We start from the raw sequence: 22209 nt of genomic DNA, 5'->3' as shown, positions 1-22209 counted from the left end.
CGCGGCGGGACCTCTTGCCCGGCCGGGACCACCGCCGTCGCCGCGGTGCGGGGACGGGACCGCGCGGCCTCGGCGGGCGCGGCCTTCGGGGCTGTCTTCGGGGCGGCCTTCGTGGTTCCCGTCGCGGGCCCTCTCGAACCGCCCTTCGTCCCGCGGGTCCCCGTCGGCGCCCCGGCGCCCACCGACGGCGTGCCGGTCGGCGCGGTCGCCGCTGATCGTCCCGACGTCGCGCGGCCCGACGTCGCGCGGGTCGTCGGGCGCGGGCGGGCTGGCGGTCGCATCACCCCATGGTCTCGTCGCGGGCGTCGCCGTCCGGCGACGCCACGCCGGAGGGACGCGCGGCGAGGTCCGCCAGGATCACGGGGCCCAGCTCGGTGACGTCTCCCGCGCCCACGGTGAGCACCAGGTCGCCGGGGCGCGCGAGCGCCGAGGCCACGTGCGCCGCCTCGAGCCGGTCCTCGACCGCGCGCACTCCCCCGCCGGACGACGTCCGCTCGAGCAGGTCGGTGATGGTGCGCGGGCCGACCGTCGGGTCGACGTCCTCGCGGGCCCGGTAGACGCCCGTGACGACGACCTCGTCCGCGAGAGCCAGCGCTGCGGCGAACCGGCCGGCGAAGATCCGCGTGCGCGAGTACAGGTGCGGCTGGAAGAGCACGACGATGCGGCCGTCGCCGGCCACCGGCCGTGCCGCCCGCAGCAGCGCCTCCACCTCGGTGGGGTGGTGGTCGTAGCTGTCGAACACCCGCACGCCGTCGACCTCGCCCTTGGGCTCGAACCGCCGCCCCGTCCCGACGAAGGTCCCCGCGCCCCGGGCGGCGTCGCCCGGCTCCGCGCCGAGCAGCACCGCGGTCACGACGGCCGCCGTCGCGTTGAGCGCGTTGTGCGCGCCGGGCACCGCGAGGCGCAGCGCGTACGGCTCGTCGCCCAGCGGGCCGCCGGAGACGACGGCCTCGACGGTCCCCGCCCCGACGACGACGTCGCGCACCCGCACGTCCGCGCCCGCGCCCTCCCCGTACGTCACCACGGCCCTCCCCGCGGCCCGGTGCGCGTCCGCGAGGGCCGCCGAGCCGGCGTCGTCCGCGCACGCCACGAGCGTGCCGCCGCCGACGATCCGGCCGGCGAACTCCTCGAACGCCCGCTCGAAGGCCTCCTGCGAGCCGTAGTGGTCGAGGTGGTCCGGCTCGACGTTGGTCACGACGGCCACCGTGGGGGCGTAGTTGAGGAACGAGCCGTCCGACTCGTCGGCCTCGGCCACGAGCACGTCGGACGCACCGAGGTGCCCCCCGGGCACCGCGCCCTCGCGGCCCTCGGCGTCCCGCACCCGCACCGTGCCCCCGATCGCGAACGACGCGTCGACGCCGCACGCGCGCAGCACGGTCGCGACCATCGCCGACGTCGTGGTCTTGCCGTGCGCGCCGGCCACGGCCACCGCCCGGCGTCCGAGCATCAGCGACGCGAGCGCCTGGGAGCGGTGCAGCACCCGGATCCCCGCAGCGCGGGCGGCGGCGAGCTCCGGGTTCGTCTCCCGCACCGCGGACGACACGACGACCGTGTCGACCAGGGGCGCGCCGTCCGGCCCCACGACGTGCGCCGCGTCGTGCCCGACCCAGACCCGCACGCCGTCCGCGCGCAGCGCCTCGAGGGCGGGGCCGGCCGCCGCGTCGGAGCCCTGGACGTCGGCCCCGCGGGCCGCCAGCAGCCGCGCGACGACGGACACGCCCGCGCCGCCGACGCCGACCAGGTGCACGCGGCCGAGCTCCTCGACGGGCAGCGCCGGGGGCCGCGTCGACGGTGCGGCGCTCATGCCTGCCGCCCGGTACCCGCGCCCGCGTCCGCCTGCGCGACCGCCTCGGCGACGAGGTCGGCGACGCGCGCGGCGCCGTCGCGCACCCCGGTCGCCCGGGCCGCGGACGCCATCGCGTCGAGCCGCGGCCGGTCGGCCAGCAGCGCCGGCACGTGCTCGGCCACCCAGGCGGGGGTGAGGTCGGCGTCGTCGACGAGGAGGCCGCCGCCCGCCTCCACGAGCGGCGCGGCGTTGAGCCGCTGCTCGCCGTTGCCGATGGGCAGCGGCACGTAGACCGCGGGCACGCCGAGGGCGGCGAGCTCGCACACCGTGCCGGCGCCCGAGCGGGCGACGACCAGGTCCGCGACGGCGAGCGCGAGCTGCATCTCGGACAGGTACTCGCGCACCTGGTAGCGCGCGGCCTCGAACCCGCCCGCGGCGGTGGCGGCGTCGACGGCGGACCGCACGGGCCCGTCCTTGCCCTTGCCCGTCAGGTGCAGCACCTGGACGCCGGCGCGCAGCAGCGCCTCGACCGACCCGGCCAGGGCGGCGTTCACCGACGCCGCGCCCGAGGAGCCGCCGGTGACCACGAGCGTCGGGAGGCCGGCGTCGAGGCCCAGCGCGTCGGCGGCCTGGACGCGCGCGGCCAGCGCGTCGGCCTCGCGCGCCGAGACCAGGTCCGCGATCTCGGCCCGCAGCGGGAGACCGACGACCTGGGCGCCCGGCAGCGGGGTGCCCGGGAAGGTCGCGCCGACGCGGGCGGCCCAGCGGGCGCCGAGCTTGTTGGCCAGGCCGGCACGGGCGTTCTGCTCGTGGATCACCACGGGGACGCCCTTGCGCCGGGCGGCGAGGTACGCGGGGGTGGAGACGTACCCCCCGAAGCCGACGACGGCCTGGGCACCGATCTCGTCGATCGCGGCCTCCGCCGCCTTCACGGCCGCGCTGAGGCGGCCGGGCAGCTTCAGCAGGTCGACGCTCGGGCGCCGCGGCAGCGGCACGCGCGGGATGGGCCACAGCCGGTACCCGCGCTCCGGGACGAGGTCGGCCTCAAGCCCGGACGTGGTGCCGAGGGCGAGGATCCTGGCTTCCGGCTCCCGCGCACGGAGCTCGTCCGCGACGGCGAGGAGGGGGTTGACGTGGCCGGCGGTGCCGCCCCCGGCGAGGACGACGGACGTGACTGCAGAGCTCTTCACAGGCAGGACCCTATCGGCCGCCGTCGCCCCCGCGGCGCCGCGCGCCCCCACCGGTGGCGCCGGCCCTGCCCCGCCGCGACAGGACCGCGACCGACCTCTTGACGACGCTCCGTCGGGCGGCGAGGGCCTCGGCGGCCCCCGGCTCGCTGCGCGCGAAGCTGATCACCACACCGAGCGCCACCATCGTCGTGACCAGGGCGGACCCGCCCGCCGACACCAGCGGCAGCGGGACGCCGATCACGGGCAGGACGCCGATCACCACGCCGATGTTCACGAAGGCCTGGCCCACCACCCAGCAGCCGATCGCGGCCGTGGTGATCTTCACGAACGGGTCCGGGTGCCGGCGCACCACCCGCGCCATCGCGATCCCGAGGACCACGAACAGCGCGAGCACGAGCAGCGTGCCGAGCAGGCCGAGCTCCTCGCCGATCACGGAGTAGATGAAGTCGTTGTGCGCCTCCGGCAGGTACTTCCACTTCTCGCGGCTGGCACCCAGGCCCACGCCGAACAGCCCGCCGGTGCCCAACCCGTACATCCCGTGGATCGACTGGTAGCACTGCCCCTGCGTGTCCGTGCACGTGCCGTAGGCGGCCAGGATCCGGGTGAGCCGGTCGCTGCCGTCCTGGTTGACGATGAACGCCCAGCCGACCAGCAGCGCCGCCCCGACCCCGCCCACGGCAAGCATCGAGGCCGGCGCGCCCGAGACCCAGTACGCGCCGAGGCCGAGCACCGCGAGGATGAGGGCCGTGCCCAGGTCGTGTCCCGCCATGACGAGCCCGAGGACCGCGCCGAGCCCCAGCACTCCCGGCACCAGCGCCTGGCCCCAGCTGCCGAGAAGGTGCTGCTTGCGGCCCAGGACCGCGCCCAGCCACACGGCGAGCCCCAGCTTGGCGAGCTCCGAGGGCTGGAACTGCACCGGACCGACGACGAGCCAGTTCCGGTTGCCGTTGACGAGCTTGCCGGCGAAGAGCACCGCGACGAGCATCGCCAGCGTGACCAGCATCGCCGGCCATGCGAGGCGCTTGTACCAGCGCACCGGCAGCCGGGCGGCGATCAGCATGAGCGGCAGGCCGATGAGGGCGAACCGTGCCTGCACCATGAACGCGGCGAACGGCGAGTCCCCCGCGGCGATGGACGTCACCGTCGAGCTGGACAGCACCATGACGAGCCCGATGACCAGCAGCAGCCCGGTGGCACCGACGAGCAGGTAATAGCTCGTCACGGTGCTGTTCCACTGACCGAGCCACGGGCGCTCGGTCCGCTTCGGGGAGCGCGGGGCCGGCCGGTCTCTCGGGGCCCGGCCCGTCGACGGACGACCCCCCGACCCTCGCGGGGCGCGTCGGGTGCCCGTCGTGACCGCCATCCGACACCTCTCGCTCGTCGTCGCGGCGTCGTGCCGCTACAGCTCCGCCACGGCCGTGGCGAACGCCTCCCCCCGCTGGGCGTAGGAGGCGAACTGGTCCATGGACGCACCGGCGGGCGCCAGCAGGACGGTGTCCCCGGCACGAGCCAGGTCACGTGCCGCCGCGACCGCGCGCCGCATCACGGACCCAGTGTCGCCGGGATCGACCACGACGACGGGGATCTCGGGCGCGTGTCGGGCCAGCGCCCCGCGGATCGGCTCCGGGTCGACGCCGATGAGCACGGCCGCGCGGAGGCGGTCGGCGCGGTCGGCGACGAGGGCGTCGAACGACGCTCCCTTCGCGAGGCCGCCGGCCACCCACACCACGGTGCCGGGCGCGTAGGACGCGAGCGAGGCTGCCGCGGCGTGCGCGTTGGTCGCCTTCGAGTCGTCCACCCAGGCGACGCCGTCGAGCACGCGCACCTCGGAGATGCGGTGCGCGCCGGGCAGGAACGCGCGCAGGCCGTCGCGCACGGCGGCCGCGGGGACGCCGTGCGCGCGGGCGAGCGCGGCGGCCGCCAGGGCGTTCGCGACGACGTGCGGCGGCGGGGTGCCGCCCCCGGGGGCGAGGTGCGCGAGGTCGGCGAGGGTGCCGAGCTCGGCGGCCGTCCGCTGCCGGTCGCGCGCGCCGGGCTCGGCGTGGAAGGCGCGGTCGACGAGCACGTCCTCGACCACGCCCAGCTGACCCGGGCCCGGGGCGCCGAGGGTGAACCCCACGGCGAGGGCGCCCTCGGTCACGTCGGCGTCGCGCACCAGCTGCTCCGTGCGCGGGTCGGCCGCGTTGTACACGCACGCCACCTGCGCGCGGGCGTAGACCCGGCCCTTGTCCGCCGCGTACGCCTCGAGCGACCCGTGCCAGTCGAGGTGGTCGGCAGCCACGTTGAGCACGGCCGCGGCCTCGAACGACGTCGTGAGCGTGTGGTGGAGCTGGAAGCTGGAGAGCTCCACCGCGAGGACGTCCAGCGACGGGTCCTGCGCCGCCTCGACGACCGGGGTCCCGACGTTCCCGACCGCGGCGGCGCGCAGGCCGGCCGCGGTGAGGATCGACGCGAGCATCTCGACCGTCGTCGTCTTGCCGTTGGTCCCCGTGACGGCGAGCCACGGGGCGGGCCCGCGCGCCCCGTCCGCACCGGTGCGCTCGACCCGCAGCCGCCAGGCGAGCTCGATCTCGCTCCACACGGGGACGCCGGCGGCCCGGGCCGCGGCCAGCAGCGGGGTGCTCGGCGCCCACCCCGGGGACGCGACGACGAGGTCGGCGCCCGCGACGACGCGCCCCGCGACGGCGGGGTCGTCCGCGTCGCGCACGTCGGCGTCGTCCGCGCGTCCGTCGACCGTGACCACCGAGGCCACCCGCCCGGCCGCACCGCCCGACAGGGCGGCGACGACGGCGCGCCCGGTCACGCCGAGCCCGGCGACGACGACGCGGGCGCCGTCGGGCAGCGCCCGCGGGTCGGGCTCGGTCACGTGGCCACCCACTCGGCGTAGAAGACGCCCATGCCGAGCGCCGCGAACAGGCCGGCGATGAGCCAGAACCGGATGACAATCGTGACCTCGCCCCACCCGGACAGCTCGAAGTGGTGGTGCAGGGGTGCCATCTTGAACACGCGCCTGCCCGTCATCTTGAAGAAGCCGATCTGGATGACGTCGGACATGACGATGACGACGAAGAGCCCGCCGATGATCGCGGCGAGGATCTCGGTGCGCGACAGGATCGAGATGCCCGCCAGGGCGCCGCCGAGGGCGAGCGAGCCGGTGTCGCCCATGAAGATCTTCGCGGGGCTGGCGTTCCACCAGAGGAAGCCGATGCAGGCGCCCGCGATGGCGGCGGCGACGATCGCGAGGTCCTGCGGGTCGCGCACCTCGTAGCAGCGCGGCCCGGCCGCGGCGAGCCGCTGGCACGACTGGTTGAGCTGCCAGATGCACACGAGGACGTACGCGCCGAAGACGATGATCGACACGCCGGTCGCCAGGCCGTCCAGGCCGTCCGTGAGGTTCACCGCGTTGGACCAGGCCGTGATGAGGAAGTTCGCCCAGATCACGAAGAGGATGAGACCCACCGTGACGCCGGCGAACGCCAGGTCGAGGTTGGTGTCGCGCAGGAACGAGATCCGCGTGGACGCGGGCGTCCGGGCGTTCGCGTTGGGGAACTGCAGCGCGAGGACCGCGAAGCTGATCCCGACGAAGCCCTGGCCGATGATCTTCGCCTTCGGCGTGAGGCCCAGGGACCGCTGCTTGCGGATCTTCGTGAAGTCGTCGAGGAAGCCGACCAGGCCGAGGCCCGTCATCAGGTACAGGCACAGCAGCGCCGACGCGCTCGGCGGCCTCCCGGCGACCAGCATGGACACCGCGACGCCGACCAGGGCCGCCGCGATGATCACGACGCCGCCCATCGTCGGCGTGCCGCGCTTCGTGAAGTGCGCGGTCGGCCCGTCCTGGCGGACGAACTGGCCGTAGTTGCGGTGGATGAGGAACCGGATGAACAGGGGCGTCCCGAAGAGGGCGACCAGCCCGGAGACGCCGGCCGAGACCAGGATCGCGATCACGGGGCGACCTCCACGGCCGATTCGGCGGCCGCCGGCCCGCCGGCGGCGAGCTCGTCGCCGAGGCGCCACAGGCCCGACCCGAGGGAGGACTTCACGAGGACGACGTCGCCCGGCTCGAGCGCCTCGGCGAGCACCGCGCGCGCGGCGTCGAGGTCAGGCACGAAGACCGACTCCTCTCCCCAGGAGCCCTCTTGCATGGCCCCCTCGTGGATGTGGTACGCCCCGTCGCCGACGACGACGAGGAGCTTGACGTTCAATCGCACCACGAGGCGGCCGATCTCGTCGTGCGCGGCGCGCGAGCCGTCCCCGAGCTCGAGCATCTCGCCCAGCACGGCGACGGAGCGGCGCGTGCGGCCCGCCATGACGGCGAGCGCCCGCAGCGCGGCGCGCATCGAGTCCGGGTTGGCGTTGTAGGCGTCGTCGACCACGGTGACGCCGTCCGGTCGCTCGGTGACCGCCATCCGGTGCGGGCTGAGGGGGGTCGCCCGGGACAGGCCGTCGGCCACGCGCGCGATCGCGGCGGCGGTGGTGCCGCTCAGCGCGAGCACCGCCGCGGCGGCGGCGAGCGCGTTGCTCGCGTGGTGCGCGCCCACGAGGCGCAGCGCCACGGGAGCGGGGTCGCCCAGGTCGTGGCCACCCGCGACGGCGAGCCCGAACGTCGCCCGGCCGGAGGCGTCCACCCCGATGTCGGCGGCGCGCACGTCGGCCGAGGAGATGGTGCCGAAGGTGGTGACGGTGTGCTCCGGGGCGGCGAGCGACGCCATGGCCGCGACGCGCTGGTCGTCGGCGTTGAGCACGACGGCGCCGCCCGGCACGACGCCCGAGACCATCTCGGCCTTGGTGCGCGCGATGGCCTCGACCGAACCGAACTTGCCCACGTGGGCCACGCCGACGGCGAGCACGATGCCGACGTTGGGCGGGGCGATCCGCGTCAGGTAAGCGATGTTGCCGGGGCCGTCCGCGCCCATCTCCAGCACGAGGAAGCGCGTGGCCTCGGTGACGCGCAGGACGGTCAGCGGCAGGCCGACCTCGTTGTTGAACGACCCCGTGGGCACCACCAGGCCGTCCTCGGGGGCGACGCCCTCCGGCAGCAGGTCCACGAGGAGCTGGCCCAGCAGGTCCTTGGTCGTGGTCTTGCCCACCGAGCCGGTCACCGCGACGACCCGGAGGTCGCCCGCGGCCCGCACGCGGGCTAGCACGACGCGCGCGAGCTCGCCCAGCGCGGCCTGCACGTCGTCGACGACGACCGTCGGCACGCCCTCGAGCTCGCGGGCGGCCAGGACCAGCGCGGCCCCCGACTCGACGGCGCCGCGGGCGAAGTCGTGCCCGTCGACGCGCTCGCCGGGCAGCGCGACGAACAGCCCCCCGGGCTCGACGCGGCGGGAGTCCACGACGACGGGCCCGCTCACGGGCGTGGCGGCGTCGGCGTGCAGCCGTCCCCCGGTCGCCTCGGCGACGTCGGCGGCGGTCAGCGCGATCATGCGGTGGTCCTCTCGTGCCGCCGCTGCAGCGCGCGGCGGGCCTCGTCCCGGTCGTCGAGCTCGAGGTCGACGCCCGCGACCTCCTGGATGGTCTCGTGGCCGCGGCCCGCGACGAGGACGGTGTCGTCCGCCCCGGCGTCGAGCACGGCCTTCTCGATGGCGGTCGCGCGCGGCGCCGCCTCGGTCACGACGACGTCGCGACCCGAGCCGCGCGCCGCGTCGCGGGCCGCGCGGGCGCCCTCGAGCACCGCGGCGCGCACGGCGGCGGGGTCCTCGCCGTGGGGGTCGTCGTCGGTGACGACGACGACGTCCGCGCCCGCGACGGCGGCGGCGCCCATCGCGGGCCGCTTGCCCTTGTCGCGGTCCCCGGTGGCTCCGAACACGACGACGAGCCGGCCGGCCGTCGTCGGGCGCAGCGCGGCGAGCGCGAGCTCGAGCGCCTCGGTGTTGTGCGCGAAGTCCACGACGACGCGAGGGTGGCCGTCCCCGCCCGCGCCGACCACCTGCATGCGGCCCGGCACGACGGCCGAGAGGCCGTCGGCCGCGGCGAGGGCCTCGGCCACGTCCTCGACGTGCGCACCGCCCTCGAGCACCATCGCGACGGCGAGCGCGGCGTTCGCGACGTTGAACCCGCCGGGCAGGGACGTCGACGTGCGCAGCGAGCGCCCGTCGGCGTGCGTGAGCGTGAACGCGGAGCCGGTGCCGTGCGCCGCGACGTCCGTGACGGTCCAGTCCGCCGCCGCCTCGCCGTCCCGGGGGGCGCGGGTGCGCAGCGTCGCGACGGGCACCTGCGCGGCGGACGCCATGCGCTCGCCCCACACGTCGTCCACCACGACGACGCCGCGGCGCGCGTGCTCGGGCGTGAACAGCGACGCCTTCGCGTCGAAGTACGACTGCAGGTCGCCGTGGAAGTCGAGGTGGTCCTGGCTGAGGTTCGTGAACCCGACCACGCCGAACTCGATGCCGTCCACCCGGTGCATCGACAGCGAGTGGGAGGACACCTCCATCGCGAGCGTGCGCACCTCCGCCTCGCACATCGCGGCGAGCAGCGCCTGCAGGTCCGCGGCCTCCGGGGTGGTGAGCCGGCTCGGGAGCACCGTGTCGCCCGCACGCATCTCCACCGTGCCGATCAGGCCGCCGGTCCAGCCGAGGGCCCGCAGCAGGTGGTCGACCTGGTACGTCGTCGTCGTCTTGCCGTTGGTGCCGGTGACGCCGAAGGTCATCAGGTGCTCGGCGGGCTCCCCGTACACCCAGGCCGCGACGGGCCCGAGGACGGCCCGCGGGTCGTCGGCGACCAGGACCGGCACCACGGGGTCGAGCGCGTGCGGCCCGCGGGTGAGGATGGCGGCGCCCGCGGCGTCGGTGAGCACGGCCCGGGCCCCGCGGGCCACGGCGTCGGCGGCGAACCGCGCGCCGTGGGCCTGCGCACCGGGCAGGGCGACGAACAGGTCGCCACCTGCGACGACGCGGTTGTCGGACGCGACCGAGGTGACGACGACGTCGGCCGGGACCTGCGGCCGGGGGCCGCCCTCGTCCGGTGCCGCCGGCGTCGTCACCTCGAGCCCGAAGGCCAGGGCGAGGTCCCGCACCCGCCGGGGCGTCGTGCCCGCGGGCCGGATACGGGGAAGCGGGGATGTCACGGAGAAGAACCTACCGTCTGCGTGCTGCGGGCCCGGCACCCAGGGCGCCCGGCATGAGAACCGTCACGGACCGCACGGCGTCGTTCGCCGCCTCGGTCACCACGTCGTTCACCAGGTGAGGGCGTACGGCTTGAACGGGGTCGTGCTGGGGGGCACGTCCATCTTCTGCAGCGTGTACCCCATGAGGTCGCTGAAGACCGGCGCGGCCACCACGCCGCCGTAGATCGACGACTGGGGGCTGCGCAGGAAGACCGACACCGTGTAGCGAGGGTCGTCGGCGGGCGCGACGCCGATGAACGACGCCATGTAGGTGGTCCCGGCCCCCGTCCACATCTGGGCGGTGCCGGTCTTGCCGGCCACGCGGTAGCCGGGCACCCGCGCGTTGGCGGCGGTGCCCTCCTCCCCCACGACCGACTCCATCATCCGCATCACCGAGTCGGCGGTCTTCTCCGAGACCACGCGCTCCTTCGAGGGCGCTTCGGCGGGCGTGAACGTGCCGTCGGACGCGCGCGTGCCGGCGACCAGGCTGGGCTCCACCCGGACGCCGCCGTTCGCGACCGTCGAGAAGACCTGGGTCGCCTGCATCGCGTTCACGGCCACGCCCTGCCCGAACAGGATCGTGTACGGGGTGCGGGCGTCGTGCGCCAGCGTCTGCTCGGAGGGCAGGATGCCCGCCGACTCGCCCGGCAGCCCGAGGCCGGTGGGCTGCCCGAACCCGAACTTGCCGAGGTAGTCGTAGCGGACGTCGAGCGGGATCTTCTCGCCGATCTGCACCGTGCCCGTGTTGGACGAGTGCGCCAGGACGCCGGCGAGCGTCAGCTGCTGGTCGGGGTGCTCGTGCGAGTCCTTGAACGACTCGCCGTTGGGCGTGGTGAAACGGTACGGCACGCGGAACTGGCTGTCGGGCTTCCAGTAGCCCTCCTCGAGGGCTGCCGCCATCGTGATCACCTTGCCCGTGGAGCCGGGCTCGAAGACGTCCTTCACGGCGCGGGAGCCGTTGGCCACCGCGGACGTCGACCGGTCGTTGGGGTCGACGTCGCCCGAGTCGGCCACCGCGAGCACCTGGCCCGTGCGCACGTCCTCGACGACCGCCATGGCGTACTTCGCCCCGGTCTTCGAGACCGCGTCGTCGAGCAGCTCCTCCGCCTTCCACTGGACGTCCAGGTCGATCGTCAGCTCCACGTTGCTGCCGGGCACCGCCTCGGTGGTGTCCCGCTCCGAGTTGGGGATCGGGACGCCGTCGCGGCCGCGCTCGTAGGTGACCTTGCCGTCGGTGCCCGCGAGCACGTCCTCGTAGGCGCGCTCGAGCCCGCCCTGGCCCACCTGGTCGCGGTCGACGAAGCCCACGAGCGTGCCCGCGACGGTGCCCGCCGGATAGGTGCGGCGGGAGGTGAGCTCGGTGCGGACGTAGGCCTGCAGCTCCAGCTTGGCGATCGCCCGCTGCACCTCGGGCACGGCGTTGCGCTTGAGGATCACGTACCGGTCGTCGCCGTTGAGCTTCGCGGCGAGCTCCGCGGGCTGCGCGTCGAGGATCGGCGCAAGGAGCTGCGCGATGCCGAGCGCGCCGTCCTGCACCGCCTTGCCGGTGGCGGTGTCCACGCGCTGGCCGCCCTGGAAGCCCTGGATGGCGAGCGTGTCGGCGGAGATGGTGTACCGGTCGACGGACGTCGCGAGCACGCGCCCGTTGGCGTCGACGATGTCGCCGCGGTGCGCGAGCTGCACCGAGTGCGTGGTGCGCGCCTCCTGCGCCTTCGCCGCGAGCGCCGGTCCCTGGAAGATCTGCACCTGCACCAGCCGGCCCACGAAGACGGTGAGCACGAGCGCCGCGACGACCATGATCCACCGCTGCCGGCGCCCGGGGTCGCCCGGACGCCCCCGGCCCGCGGCTCCGCCACGCGGGCGCGGCGGTGCACCCCCGCCGCGCGCCGTCGTCCGGCCCGTGGAGCGGACCGGCGTCGTGCCCGCCCGCGGGCGCCCGCCGCCCGCGGGCGGGTTCGCGTTCCGGGCCGCCGTCCCGCGGCCCGGGCGGGAACGGGGCGTCGACCGCGAGGTCGAGCCTGTGCCAGGACGCGCGGCCGCCCGCGGCGTCGAGCCGTTCGTGGTGCGGGAGGTGCTCACCCCTCGAGTCTGCGGTGCCGGCGTCCGGGTCGTGCGGGCCGGGCCCGGGCGTGTCGCGCGCCCGCCGGCCGAGCGGCCTCCCGAGCCTGCGCCCGAGCCGCCGCTCCGCGCGCCGCCGCGGGCCGGAGGCGTCCGCCCGGTCACGGCGTCTCCGTGTCGCCGATCCCGACCTTCGCGCGCTTCTCGACGCTGATCATCGTCGGGTCCTCGGCGGGGACCATGCCGAGCTTCGTGGCGCGCTCCGCCAGCGACGACTCCGCGGCACGGAGCTTCTCCTGCTGGGTCTGGACGTCCTGCGCCACCTGACCCACCTCCGCCTGCAGCCGCGACGCCTCGTACGAGCCCCGCGCCATCGACGTGTTGAGGAGCAGGGCCGCCAGCAGCGCGGCGGCGAGGATCACCGCGCACAGCACGAGGAACGGGACGCCCGACGTCGCCTGGAGGGGGGCGCGGACCGCGTCGAGCCGGCGGCCGCGGTCGTCGGCGCCGCCCGGCAGCGAGGTCAGCGGTGCACGGCGGGGTGCCGCGGCCGGGCGGGTCCCGGGGGTGGCGGGGGCACGCAGGGCGCTCATCGGCGGTCCTCCTTGGGGTGCGGGCGGGTGCGCGGACGGGGCGCGGTGCGCATGTGGTCGGGGGTGGGGCGGACGCGGCGTGCGGCGCGCAGGCGGACCGAGGCGGCGCGCGGGTTGCGCCCGAGCTCCGCCTCGTCGGCCTCCTCCGCGCCCCGCGTCAGGGCCTCGAGGTAGGGCTTGTGGGTCTCCGGCTCGACGGGCAGGCCGGCCGGCGCGCTCGACGTCGTCCCGCGCGCGACGGCCCGCTTGACGATCCGGTCCTCCAGCGACTGGTAGGACTCGACGACGATCCGCCCGCCGACGGCCAGCGCCTCGATCGCGGCGGGCACGGCGCGCTCGAGCACCTCCAGCTCGCCGTTCACCTCGATCCGCAGCGCCTGGAACGTCCGCTTGGACGGGTTGCCGCCCGTGCGCCGCGCCGCGGCGGGGATGGACGCCCGCACCAGGTCGGCGAGCTCGCCCGTCCGCTCCCACGGCCGCTCCTCGCGGCGCCGCACGATCGCCCTGGCGATGCGCGGCGCGAACCGCTCCTCGCCGTACTCGCGCAGCACCCGCGCCAGCGCACGCTCGTCGTAGGTGTTGAGGACGTCGGCGGCGGTCGCGCCGCGCGTCTGGTCCATCCGCATGTCGAGCGGCGCGTCCTGGGCGTACGCGAAGCCCCGGCCGGCCTCGTCGAGCTGCAGCGACGAGACGCCGAGGTCCATGAGGACGCCCTGCACCCCGTCCAGCCCGAGCTCCGCGACGACCTCGCCGATCTCGTCGTAGACCGCGTGCACCGGGGTGAACCGGTCGCCGAAGCGGGCCAGCCGCTCGCCCGCGAGGCGCAGCGCCTGGGTGTCGCGGTCGATCCCCACGACGCGGGCCGTCGGGACCTGCTCCAGCACCGCCTCGGTGTGACCACCCATGCCCAGGGTGCAGTCGACCAGCACGCTGCCCGGCTCCGCGAGCGCCGGCGCGAGGAGGTCGACGCACCGCTGCAGCAGCACGGGCAGGTGACGGTCGCCCGCGGGTCGCGCGTCGTCCGGTGTGCTCATCGGTGCTCCTCCTCTCGTGCTCGGTCTCGTGTCGGGTCCGGCCCAGATGGTCGCCGGGGCCCCGCCCGGCCAGGTCTCCCTCCGCGCCGTTCTGGCACCGGGGAAGTGCGCCAGACCCTCGCGGGAGGAGGCCTCGTCGTGCGGGGCCCTGCTGCTGCTCGTCTGCTGTGCGGTTGTGGGTGGTGCCGGTGGTTCAGAACTGCAGGTCCGGGAAGATCTGCTCGGACGTCTCGGAGTACGACGACTCCTGCTCGGCCAGGTAGGTCTCCCAGGTGGTGCGGTCCCAGACCTCCACGCGGGTCCCGGCGCCGATCACGGCGACGTCCCGGTCGAGGCCGGCGTACGCGCGCAGGGCGGCCGGGATGACGACCCGCCCCTGCTTGTCCGGCAGCTCGTCGCTCGCACCCGACAGGAACACGCGCAGGTAGTCGCGCGCCTGCCGGCTGGTCACGGGGGCCTGCCGCACCTGCTCGTACATGCGGCCGAACTCGTCCATCGGGAGGAGGAAGAGGCAGCGCTCCTGTCCCCTCGTCATGACGAGGCCGGGAGCGAGTCGGGCGCGAAACTTCGCGGGGAGGATGAGCCGGCCCTTCTCGTCGAGCTTGGGGGTGTAGGTGCCGAGCAGCAGCCCGGCACCCGGAAACGTGTCCTCCAGACCTGCCACGGCTCGCACCTCCCCTCGCGCTCCCGCAGCCTCCACGCTACTCCACTTTCCTCCACCGGGCGCGGGGAACGAGGGGGAGTTCTCCCCATCTCACCCGCTCCCCCCACAGTCCCCACACATCGCCGCAGGTCAGGGCGTCAGGGGCGGGGCGAGCCGCCGGTGGAGGGCGGTGGAGGGCGGGTCGCCGGAATCGTGTCGCCCGCAGCGTGCGTCCGGTACCAGGAGGTGCCGCACGGCCGCGACCACCGCACGCGGGGTGCGTCGTGGAGCGAGGTGGAGCGGGTGATCGTCGTCACGTCCGGCCCCGATTCCACTAGGCTGCGAGAACGTCACGAGCACGTGAACCGGAGGTCACCCGTGCACCCAGAACCCGTCTCCCCCACGCTGGCCGGCGCACGCACGGAGACGGAGGACCACAGGGACGGACCCACCCCCTCCACGGGGACCGGCCTCGACGCCCTGACCAGAGATCTCGACGAGCTCGTCACCGCCACCACGCGGGTGCGGGAGGCGATCGACTCCGTGGTCTCGGGGCGTCCCGGCCTCGCCGAGGTGACCGTCGCCGTCCTGCTCGCCGAGGGTCACCTCCTGATCGAGGACGTCCCCGGCGTCGGCAAGACGACGCTGGCGAAGGCCCTCGCCCGCAGCATCGACTGCCGTGTCGGCCGCATCCAGTTCACCCCCGACCTGCTCCCGAGCGACCTCACCGGCGTCAACATCTTCCGCACCGCCACACACGACTTCGAGTTCCGGCCCGGGCCGGTGTTCAACAACGTGGTGATCGGCGACGAGATCAACCGCGCCTCGCCCAAGACGCAGTCCGCGCTCCTCGAGTGCATGGAGGAGGGCCAGACGACGATCGACGGCACCACGCACACGCTGCCGCGGCCGTTCCTCGTCGTGGCGACGCAGAACCCGGTGGAGATGGAGGGCACCTACCCGCTGCCCGAGGCGCAGCGCGACCGGTTCATGGCCCGCCTCACCGTCGGCTACCCGGACACGGACGCCGAGCTGCAGATGCTCGACCGCCAGGAGTCCTCCGACCCCCTGGACCACCTGTCCCCCGTCACCACCGGCGCCGACATGGTGCGGTACGCCGAGGCGGTGCGCGCCGTCTACGCGGCGGGACCCGTCAAGCAGTACGTGCTCGGCCTCGTGGGCGCGACGCGGCAGCACGAGGGGGTCCGGCTCGGCGCGTCGCCGCGGGCCTCGCTCCAGCTGCTGCGGGCCGCCAAGGCCGCCGCCGCCATGGCGGGGCGCGAGCACGTGCTGCCCGACGACGTGCAGTCCCTCGCCGTCTCGGTCCTGGCCCACCGTCTGATCCTCAGCACCGAGTCCCGGCTCGGCGGCGTGACCCCCGAGGACGTGATCTCCGAGATCGTCCAGCGCACCGCCGTGCCCGGCGGCCGCGTCGCCGTCGCCCCGCCCGCGGGGTCGTTCGCGCGGCCCTCCCGCGAACGCGGCCGGTAGGGCCGGCGATGTCCGGCGACGACCAGTCCGGCGCGGTCCCGGCCGCCACCGAGCGCAGGGCGGGGCAGCGCGGCCGCCGCGACGCCCGGCACCCGGCGCTGCGGCGGGTCGTCCGCGTCCGGCCCACGCGCCGCGGCCTCGCCCTGCTCGTCGCGGGCCTGGTGCTCGTCACGGTCGGCACCCTGCTCGACCTGCCCGACGTCGTGGGCCTCGGCGCCGCCGCCGTGCTGGCCGTCCTCCTCTCCTGGGTGCTCATGGGGGTGCAACGCCTCGACGCCGGTCGGGGGGCGCTCGTGGTCACGCGCGAGCTCACGCCGAACCCCGTCGTGCGCGACCAGACGGCCACGGTGCGCCTGGTCGTCGGCGCCCGCGCACGCACGGGCGCCGCCTACGAGCGGCTGGCCCGCCTGCGGCTGTCCGAGCAGGCCGCGCACGAGCTGGCGGGGCCGCACGGCATCCGCGCCCGGGTGACGGCGCACGCGGACCGCATCGCGGTCTCCTACGCGCTCACCCCGTCCCGCCGGGGCCGCTGGGCCCTCGGCCCGCTGCTCACCACGCGCACCGACGTCTTCGGGCTGGTCCGCACCACGCAGCCGCTCGGCGCCGCGACCCGCGTCGCGGTGTGGCCCCGCACCGTCGGCCTGCCCACGCGCACGCGGGTGCTCGGCGACGTCGAGCGCGCGGCCACCGGCGCACGGCTGGCGTCCACCGACGACTCCGTCCTGCGCGAGTACGTCTCCGGCGACGACCCCCGCCGGGTGCACTGGGCGGGCTCCGCGCGCCAGGGCCGGCTCATGGTCCGGGCGGACGAGAGCGCCGGCGTGCGGCCCGTGACCGTGCTGTTCGACCGGGCGCTGCTGCCGCCGCCCGTCGACCCGCGCACCGGCGTCTGGCCGTCCACCCGCGGCTCCCGCACGCACGCCGAGGGCGAGCTCGCCGTCGAGCTCGCGGCCTCCGTCGCGACGTCGTTTCTCGACGCCGGACACCCCGCGCGCCTGGTGCCCACCGGCTCGGGCCCCGCGCCCGTCCCCTTCGCCGCCGGCGCGCGCACCGGCCGCGCGACGGTCCTCGACCAGGCGGTCGACCTGCGCGGGCACCGCGGGGCCGCCGACGCCGAGCGCGCCGTCCTGCAGACGGTCCGCGCCCTGCGCGCCTCGCGCTCGCAGGAGGAGATCGTCGTCGCCGTGCTGGGCCCCCAGCCGGAGGCCGCGTTGCGCGACGTGGCCGAGCTCGGCGTCGAGGGCACCTGCTGGGCGCTCGTCGTGGCGCCGGCCGAGGCCCGGGACCCCGGTGCGGCGCCGGCGGGAGAGACGGTCGGCGCGCTGCGCGCCGCCGGCTGGCGCGTGGCCACCTGCCCCCCTGGCACGGCGCCCGACCGCGCCTGGGCGCTCCTCGCGGAGGGGGCAGCATGATCCCCGCCCACGCGGGCCCGACGGCCCGCACCGTCGCCTCCGGGGTCCTGGTCGCCGTGGCGGTCGCCGCCTCGATGCTCTCGCTCACGAGCATCGTGCTGCCGGGCGGCTGGACCCGCGCGGCCCTCCTCGGCATCGTCCTCGTCAGCGCGACGACGGTCACGTCCCGGGTCACGATCGAGCGGCGGGCCCGCGCTCGAGGGCTGCGCACCAAGGAGTCCGGCTCCGCCTGGCCCAGCGTGCTGGGCGGGGTCGTCGCCGCCTGGTTCGTCCTCGCGCGGTACGGCGGCCCCACCGCCGACCCCACCTTCGTGGTCACCCCGGAGCACCTGTCGCGCGTCGTGGCGCGGCTCGGCGAGGCCGGGGAGATCGCCCGGTCGGAGGTCGCCCCCGTGACGGGCAGCGTCCCCATGGGCCTGCTCACGGTCGGCGGCACGCTGCTCGTGCTGCTGCTCGCCGACGCTCTCGCGGGCGCGCTGCGCCGTCCCGCGGCGGTCGGCCTGCCGCTCCTCGCCCTCTGGGCCCCGCCGCTCGTGCTCGCGGGACGAGTGCCGTGGGGCGTGTTCGTCGTGACCGTCGCGGCCCTGCTGCTGCTCCTCACGCTCGACGGCCCGCTGGTCGCCCGGGCGCGACGGGCCGAGCGCACGCCCGCGCCCGTGCGGCGCGCCGAGCGGTCCCGCGCCGTCGCGACGACCGCCGGCGCCGTCGTCCTCGCCGTCGTCGCCGGCCTGGTCGGTACGGCGTCCGCCGCGCTCCCCGGCGGGCCCGCGGGCTGGTACCGCACCTTCACGACCACGGGCGACACCATCCGCCTCGCCGAGGACCTCGACATCCTGCGGAGCCTGACCGAACGGTCCCGCTCCGTCGTCCTGTCCTACGACACCGGTTCCGACGCCGACGTCGGGCCGTTGCGCAGCTACACCGCCACGGCCTTCGACGGGCGCCGGTGGCAGCGCGGGGAGGAGCGCGGCGGCAGAGACTTCGGCGACGGCGACGTCCTGTGGCCCGACGACCCGCCGTCCGGCGAGACCGCCGTCCGGACGGTCGCCCTCGACGTGGGCGAGCTCCGCGACGACAAGCTGCCCATCAGCATCGACCCCCGCCAGGTGGCCACGGACGGCGGCGGGTGGGGCTACGACCCCGCCAGGGACGAGGTGGTCGGGGGGCTGACGGCCGCGGGCGACTCCTACACCCTCACGGTGCACGAGCGGGACCTCGACCCCGCCACCCTCCGGGGGGCACCGGCGGCCGACCTCGACGAGGTCTACACCCAGGTGCCCGACACCGCGCACGCGGGCGACGTCGAGGCGGCCGCGCGCGAGGCCGTGGGCGACGCCGACACCGCCTACGACCAGGCCGTCGCCCTCCAACGCTGGCTGCGCGACCCCACCCGCTTCACGTACTCGACGACCATCCCCCGCGGCGGCACGGGAGACCCGGTCTGGGACTTCCTGCAGCACCGCACGGGCTACTGCATCCAGTTCGCGACGACCATGGTGGTCATGGCGCGGTCGCTCGGCATCCCCGCGCGCCTCGCGGTCGGGTACCTGCCCGGCGACCGCACCGGCGAGACCGCCTGGCAGATCACGGGGCAGGACTCGCACGCCTGGCCGGAGATCTACTTCCCCGGCAGCGGCTGGGTGCGCTTCGAGCCCACGCCCGCCCAGCAGACGGGGAGCCCGCCCGCCTACACGATGCCGCGCGCGCAGGGCGACCCGGCCGCGGCGCCCACGGCCAACGACCTCCGCGAGCGGCAGCCCACGGCGGGAAGCACCTCGACCGACGACGAGGCGACGCCGTCGGCCTCGTCCGCCACCGTGGTCACGCCCGTCGTCGACACCGGCCTCCCCGGCTGGGTGTGGATCACCGCGGGCAGCCTCGTCGTCGTCCTGGTGGGCGGCCTGGTGCTGCTGCTCGCCCGACGGCGCCGGGCGTCGCAGGAGCTCGACCCCGAGCTCGCCTGGCAGCAGGTGCTCGCGGCCCTCGCCGCCGAGGGCGTCCGGCTACCGCCGGCCACCACGCTCCGCCGCGCGCCGGACGTCATCGCGACGGCCGTGACCGCCCGGACCGGCCGCGAGCTCGCCCCAGCGGTGCGCGAGGACCTCGCCGCGCTCGCAGGGGCGGCCGAGGCTAGCAGGTACGCGCGGGAGCCCGTCGCGCCCGAGCCCGACGAGCTCGAACGGCTCACGACGGCGGTCGCCTCCGGGCTCGGTGAGACCCTGTCGACACGGTGAGCCCGGCGACGGTCGCGGGTCCGCCAGGACGAGCCCGCCCGCCCCGGGGGTGATGGACCACCAGCGCGGTGCGTCTTTGGACGCGCGTGCCGACGACCGACGAGCCCGCCCTGTCCTCGGGACAGGGCGGGCTCGTGGTGCCTGCGGTGAAGCGGTGCGTGCGACGAGGCGCCGCAGTGGGTCGCTGCTCGGCGGTTCAACGACCCTGGCGGTTCAACGGCCCTGGTCGCGTCGCCGCTCCCAGCGCTCCTCGAGACGGGCGAGGAAGCCCTCCTTCTTCGCCGCGGGCGCCGCCTGCGGGGCGGTGCGGCCCGGACGCGCGCGGTCCGGGTTGGTCGCCGGGTCGACGGTGCCGTCCGGCCGGACCACACCCGTGGGCCCCGACCGGCGCGGGGCCGCGAACGCGTAGGCGACGCCGGCGAACATCAGGACGAAGCCGACGACACCGACCCAGGCCTGCGACGTGGCAGCACCGACCACGAGCAGCAGCAAGCCCGCGACGACTCCGACGCCGGCCAGGACATAACGCAGGGGCGACCGGCGGCGCGCCTGCTGCAGGGTGTTGGCCAGACGGGGATCGTCGCTGCTCAGCGCGCGCTCCATCTGCTCCAGCACTCGCTGCTCGTACTCGGACAGTGGCATCGAGTCCCCCCGGGGATCGAGGTGGAACGGTAACGCCTTCAGGATATGCCCGCGCCGCCCGGCACGGTAGTCGACGAGGGTGAACCTCGGCGGCGACCCGACGCCGCACCCAGGCTGATCGCCGATCGGCCGAACCGCTCACGCACCGCGTCCAGCGCGAGCTCGGCCTCACGGCGGGCCTCCTGACGCGGATCCACGGCCTCGTCGAGGGTCACCTGCTCGGCGAGACCGGACCTGACCTGCAGGTTCTCGCCGCGGACGCCGACCAGCCGCACGGGCAGACCGCGCAGGTCCGCCGCACCCAGCAGCTCGCGTGCGACGAGGAAGATCGCGCGCGCCACGTCGGTCGGGCCGTCGAGCGTGCGGGACCGGGTCAGGGTCCGGAAGTCGGAGGTACGGACCTTGATCGACACCGTGCGCGCGACCACGCCCTGGTGCCGCAGCCGGGCCGCGACCCGGTCCGCGAGCTCGAGGACGCGCTGCTCCACCGCGCCCAGGTCCCACAGGTCGCGCTCGAACGTGGTCTCGGCCCCGACGCTGCGCTCCTCGTGACCCGGGACGACCGGCCTCGGGTCGCGCCCCCACGCGAGGTCGTGCAGGTGCGCCCCGGAGACCGACCCGACCGCCGCCTGCAGCGTCGGCACGTCAGTGTCCGCGAGCTGGGCCACGGTCGTGATGCCCCAGCGCGCCAGGGCGGCCTCCGTCTTTTCACCCACCCCCCAGAGCGCGCCCACCGGCAGCGTGCGCAGGAAGGGCACCGTCGCGTCCGCCGGCACGAGCATCATCCCGTCCGGCTTCGCGTGGGTGGACGCCAGCTTGGCCACGAACTTGTTGCGCGCGATCCCGACGGAGCACGTGATCCCGTGCTCGGCACGGACCTGCTCGCGCAGCCTCGCCCCGATCACCGTCGGGGCGCCGAGCCGACGACGGGCCCCGCTCACGTCGAGAAAGGCCTCGTCGACCGAGATCCGTTCCACCAGCGGCGTGATCGTGGCGAGGATCGCCATGACCGACTCGGACACCTCGTGGTACAGCGTGTGGTCGGGCGGCACCACGACGGCCTGCGGGCACAGCCGCAGACCGGCGGCCATCGACATCGCGGACCGCACGCCGAAGGCCCGGGCCTCGTAGGTCGCCGCGAGCACGACACCCCGCTCCCGGCCCCCCACGATCACGGGACGTCCCCTCAGCTCGGGGCGGCGAGCGAGCTCGCAGGACGCGAAGAACGCGTCCATGTCGACGTGCAGCACGGAGGTGCCCGACTCGTCGGCGCCCCAGTCCCGGAACGCCTCCGCAGACCGCGGACCGCGGCTCACGAGGCCGCCGGAGCGACGGCGAGCGGACGCGCGAACCCGGCGCGCGGGTCGACCAGGAGGCCGACCTCGTCCCGGAAGTCCTCCGCGCACGCCACGAGCTCGGCCGCCCGGCGGGCGTCGACGTCGGGCTCGAGCCCCGCCTCGACCGCCGCCCGGACCCGGGCACCAGAGGCGAAGTACCCGGACCATGCGGCGAGGTCGGGCTCCACGAGCGCCAGCATGTCCCAGACCGAGCGCGCCCGGCTCCGGACCGACGGGCGTCCGCGCAACGCGACGACGGCGGCCGCCGCGCGCAGCGCAGCCAGGTGGGCGTGGACGAAGCGCTCGGCGGGGTCCGTCGCCGTCGCGGCCGCCGCGAGCTCCGCGTCGGAGCGATCGAGGAGCCGGGTCACCTCGGGGCTCGGGGGCAGCACCGCGCCCCCACCGACATGACCTGCTCGGCCGGCATGGCCCCGACCGCTCGTCGGACCGGCAGATCTCGTGCGAGCCGACATCCTGCACCTCCCGTGCTCCGCGGTTCCCCGCGCCCGTCCAGTGTCGAACACCTGTTCGAACCTGTCAACCGTCGGACTCCCAGTCCGCCCCGCCCCTCGGAGCGGCGAGACTGGTCGCATGTCCCGCTCCTCCCGAGGCGGATCGCGCCCCGAGCGCCGGTCCGGTCGACGCCACCCAGCATCCCCCGACACACCGACACTCCCCGACGAG

Annotated in this window: 17 protein-coding genes; 3 read left to right on the top strand and 14 right to left on the bottom strand. The window is 75.9% G+C overall.

The annotated features are described in order from the left end of the window. Positions 1 to 280 precede the first annotated feature (280 nt). From murC to mraZ, 11 genes are all read right to left on the bottom strand, one after another. Positions 281 to 1804, bottom strand: coding sequence for a UDP-N-acetylmuramate--L-alanine ligase (murC, locus tag ACH443_RS05495; protein ID WP_430589689.1), 1524 nt, complete (start codon positions 1802 to 1804; stop codon positions 281 to 283). Further along, a complete protein-coding gene (gene murG, locus ACH443_RS05490; RefSeq protein ID WP_429762180.1) occupies positions 1801 to 2976 on the bottom strand; it encodes an undecaprenyldiphospho-muramoylpentapeptide beta-N-acetylglucosaminyltransferase in 1176 nt (391 codons plus the stop codon). Before murG ends, murC begins: the two co-directional genes overlap by 4 nt. A 10-nt stretch (positions 2977 to 2986) precedes the next feature. Next, complete coding sequence (gene ftsW, locus ACH443_RS05485) at positions 2987 to 4339, bottom strand: putative lipid II flippase FtsW (protein WP_430589688.1); 1353 nt, start codon at positions 4337 to 4339, stop codon at positions 2987 to 2989. A gap of 36 nt (positions 4340 to 4375) precedes the next feature. Continuing rightward, entirely contained in the window at positions 4376 to 5842 is a 1467-nt protein-coding gene (gene murD / locus ACH443_RS05480) for a UDP-N-acetylmuramoyl-L-alanine--D-glutamate ligase (protein ID WP_430589687.1), read from the bottom strand. Continuing rightward, on the bottom strand, positions 5839 to 6921 hold the full coding sequence (mraY, locus tag ACH443_RS05475) for a phospho-N-acetylmuramoyl-pentapeptide-transferase (RefSeq protein WP_429762183.1): 1083 nt from the start codon (positions 6919 to 6921) through the stop codon (positions 5839 to 5841). Before mraY ends, murD begins: the two co-directional genes overlap by 4 nt. Further along, positions 6918 to 8402: a UDP-N-acetylmuramoyl-tripeptide--D-alanyl-D-alanine ligase gene (gene murF / locus ACH443_RS05470; protein ID WP_430589686.1), complete on the bottom strand. Its 1485-nt coding sequence runs from the start codon at positions 8400 to 8402 to the stop codon at positions 6918 to 6920. Before murF ends, mraY begins: the two co-directional genes overlap by 4 nt. Then, positions 8399 to 10042, bottom strand: a complete 1644-nt coding sequence (locus tag ACH443_RS05465) for a UDP-N-acetylmuramoyl-L-alanyl-D-glutamate--2,6-diaminopimelate ligase (RefSeq protein ID WP_430589685.1) — start codon at positions 10040 to 10042, stop codon at positions 8399 to 8401. Before ACH443_RS05465 ends, murF begins: the two co-directional genes overlap by 4 nt. A gap of 108 nt (positions 10043 to 10150) precedes the next feature. After that, positions 10151 to 11878: a peptidoglycan D,D-transpeptidase FtsI family protein gene (locus ACH443_RS05460; protein WP_430589684.1), complete on the bottom strand. Its 1728-nt coding sequence runs from the start codon at positions 11876 to 11878 to the stop codon at positions 10151 to 10153. A 422-nt stretch (positions 11879 to 12300) separates the two neighbouring features. Next, complete coding sequence (locus ACH443_RS05455; RefSeq protein WP_429762187.1) at positions 12301 to 12732, bottom strand: hypothetical protein; 432 nt, start codon at positions 12730 to 12732, stop codon at positions 12301 to 12303. Beyond that, the gene (gene rsmH, locus ACH443_RS05450; RefSeq protein ID WP_430589683.1) at positions 12729 to 13766 is read right to left on the bottom strand and encodes a 16S rRNA (cytosine(1402)-N(4))-methyltransferase RsmH; all 1038 of its coding nucleotides are present in this window, start codon (positions 13764 to 13766) and stop codon (positions 12729 to 12731) included. Before rsmH ends, ACH443_RS05455 begins: the two co-directional genes overlap by 4 nt. Positions 13767 to 13959: 193 nt before the next feature. Beyond that, entirely contained in the window at positions 13960 to 14394 is a 435-nt protein-coding gene (gene mraZ / locus ACH443_RS05445) for a division/cell wall cluster transcriptional repressor MraZ (RefSeq protein ID WP_429762671.1), read from the bottom strand. A gap of 495 nt (positions 14395 to 14889) precedes the next feature. Between mraZ and ACH443_RS05440 the strand changes: the two genes are divergently transcribed. Genes ACH443_RS05440 through ACH443_RS05430 form a run of 3 tightly spaced genes read left to right on the top strand, consistent with a single transcriptional unit; the run spans position 14890 to position 19546 of the window. Then, positions 14890 to 15900 carry an AAA family ATPase gene (locus ACH443_RS05440; protein WP_429762672.1) on the top strand — a complete coding sequence of 337 codons (1011 nt, stop codon included), beginning with the start codon at positions 14890 to 14892 and terminating at the stop codon, positions 15898 to 15900. 8 nt (positions 15901 to 15908) lie between these two features. Then, positions 15909 to 17312 (top strand): DUF58 domain-containing protein, encoded by a 1404-nt coding sequence (locus ACH443_RS05435; RefSeq protein ID WP_430589682.1) that lies wholly within the window; start codon positions 15909 to 15911, stop codon positions 17310 to 17312. Then, a complete protein-coding gene (locus ACH443_RS05430) occupies positions 17309 to 19546 on the top strand; it encodes a transglutaminaseTgpA domain-containing protein (protein WP_430589681.1) in 2238 nt (745 codons plus the stop codon). The genes ACH443_RS05435 and ACH443_RS05430 overlap by 4 nt, the downstream gene beginning before the upstream one ends. Positions 19547 to 19759: 213 nt before the next feature. On the opposite strand, the gene ACH443_RS05425 is transcribed toward ACH443_RS05430, so the two are convergent. Genes ACH443_RS05425 through ACH443_RS05415 form a run of 3 tightly spaced genes read right to left on the bottom strand, consistent with a single transcriptional unit; the run spans position 19760 to position 21917 of the window. After that, on the bottom strand, positions 19760 to 20188 hold the full coding sequence (locus tag ACH443_RS05425) for a DUF3040 domain-containing protein (protein ID WP_429762191.1): 429 nt from the start codon (positions 20186 to 20188) through the stop codon (positions 19760 to 19762). Between the two features lie 38 nt (positions 20189 to 20226). After that, the gene (locus ACH443_RS05420) at positions 20227 to 21504 is read right to left on the bottom strand and encodes a DNA polymerase IV (protein WP_429762192.1); all 1278 of its coding nucleotides are present in this window, start codon (positions 21502 to 21504) and stop codon (positions 20227 to 20229) included. After that, positions 21501 to 21917, bottom strand: coding sequence for an SAV_6107 family HEPN domain-containing protein (locus ACH443_RS05415; protein ID WP_429762193.1), 417 nt, complete (start codon positions 21915 to 21917; stop codon positions 21501 to 21503). The genes ACH443_RS05420 and ACH443_RS05415 overlap by 4 nt, the downstream gene beginning before the upstream one ends. Positions 21918 to 22209 lie beyond the last annotated feature (292 nt).

Source organism: Isoptericola sp. NPDC019571 (genome assembly GCF_044389385.1).
Lineage (GTDB): Bacteria > Actinomycetota > Actinomycetes > Actinomycetales > Cellulomonadaceae > Isoptericola > Isoptericola nanjingensis.
This window is presented reverse-complemented; position numbering and strand designations above follow the sequence as displayed.

Coding starts and splice junctions, on each gene's coding strand:
- ACH443_RS05455 (WP_429762187.1), bottom strand. CDS start 12,732: ATGAGCGCCCTGCGTGCCCCCGCCACCCCCGGGACCCGCCCGGCCGCG.
- ACH443_RS05425 (WP_429762191.1), bottom strand. CDS start 20,188: ATGCCACTGTCCGAGTACGAGCAGCGAGTGCTGGAGCAGATGGAGCGC.
- murF (WP_430589686.1), bottom strand. CDS start 8,402: ATGATCGCGCTGACCGCCGCCGACGTCGCCGAGGCGACCGGGGGACGG.
- ACH443_RS05460 (WP_430589684.1), bottom strand. CDS start 11,878: ATGGTCGTCGCGGCGCTCGTGCTCACCGTCTTCGTGGGCCGGCTGGTG.
- ACH443_RS05435 (WP_430589682.1), top strand. CDS start 15,909: ATGTCCGGCGACGACCAGTCCGGCGCGGTCCCGGCCGCCACCGAGCGC.
- ftsW (WP_430589688.1), bottom strand. CDS start 4,339: ATGGCGGTCACGACGGGCACCCGACGCGCCCCGCGAGGGTCGGGGGGT.
- rsmH (WP_430589683.1), bottom strand. CDS start 13,766: ATGAGCACACCGGACGACGCGCGACCCGCGGGCGACCGTCACCTGCCC.
- ACH443_RS05430 (WP_430589681.1), top strand. CDS start 17,309: ATGATCCCCGCCCACGCGGGCCCGACGGCCCGCACCGTCGCCTCCGGG.
- murC (WP_430589689.1), bottom strand. CDS start 1,804: ATGAGCGCCGCACCGTCGACGCGGCCCCCGGCGCTGCCCGTCGAGGAG.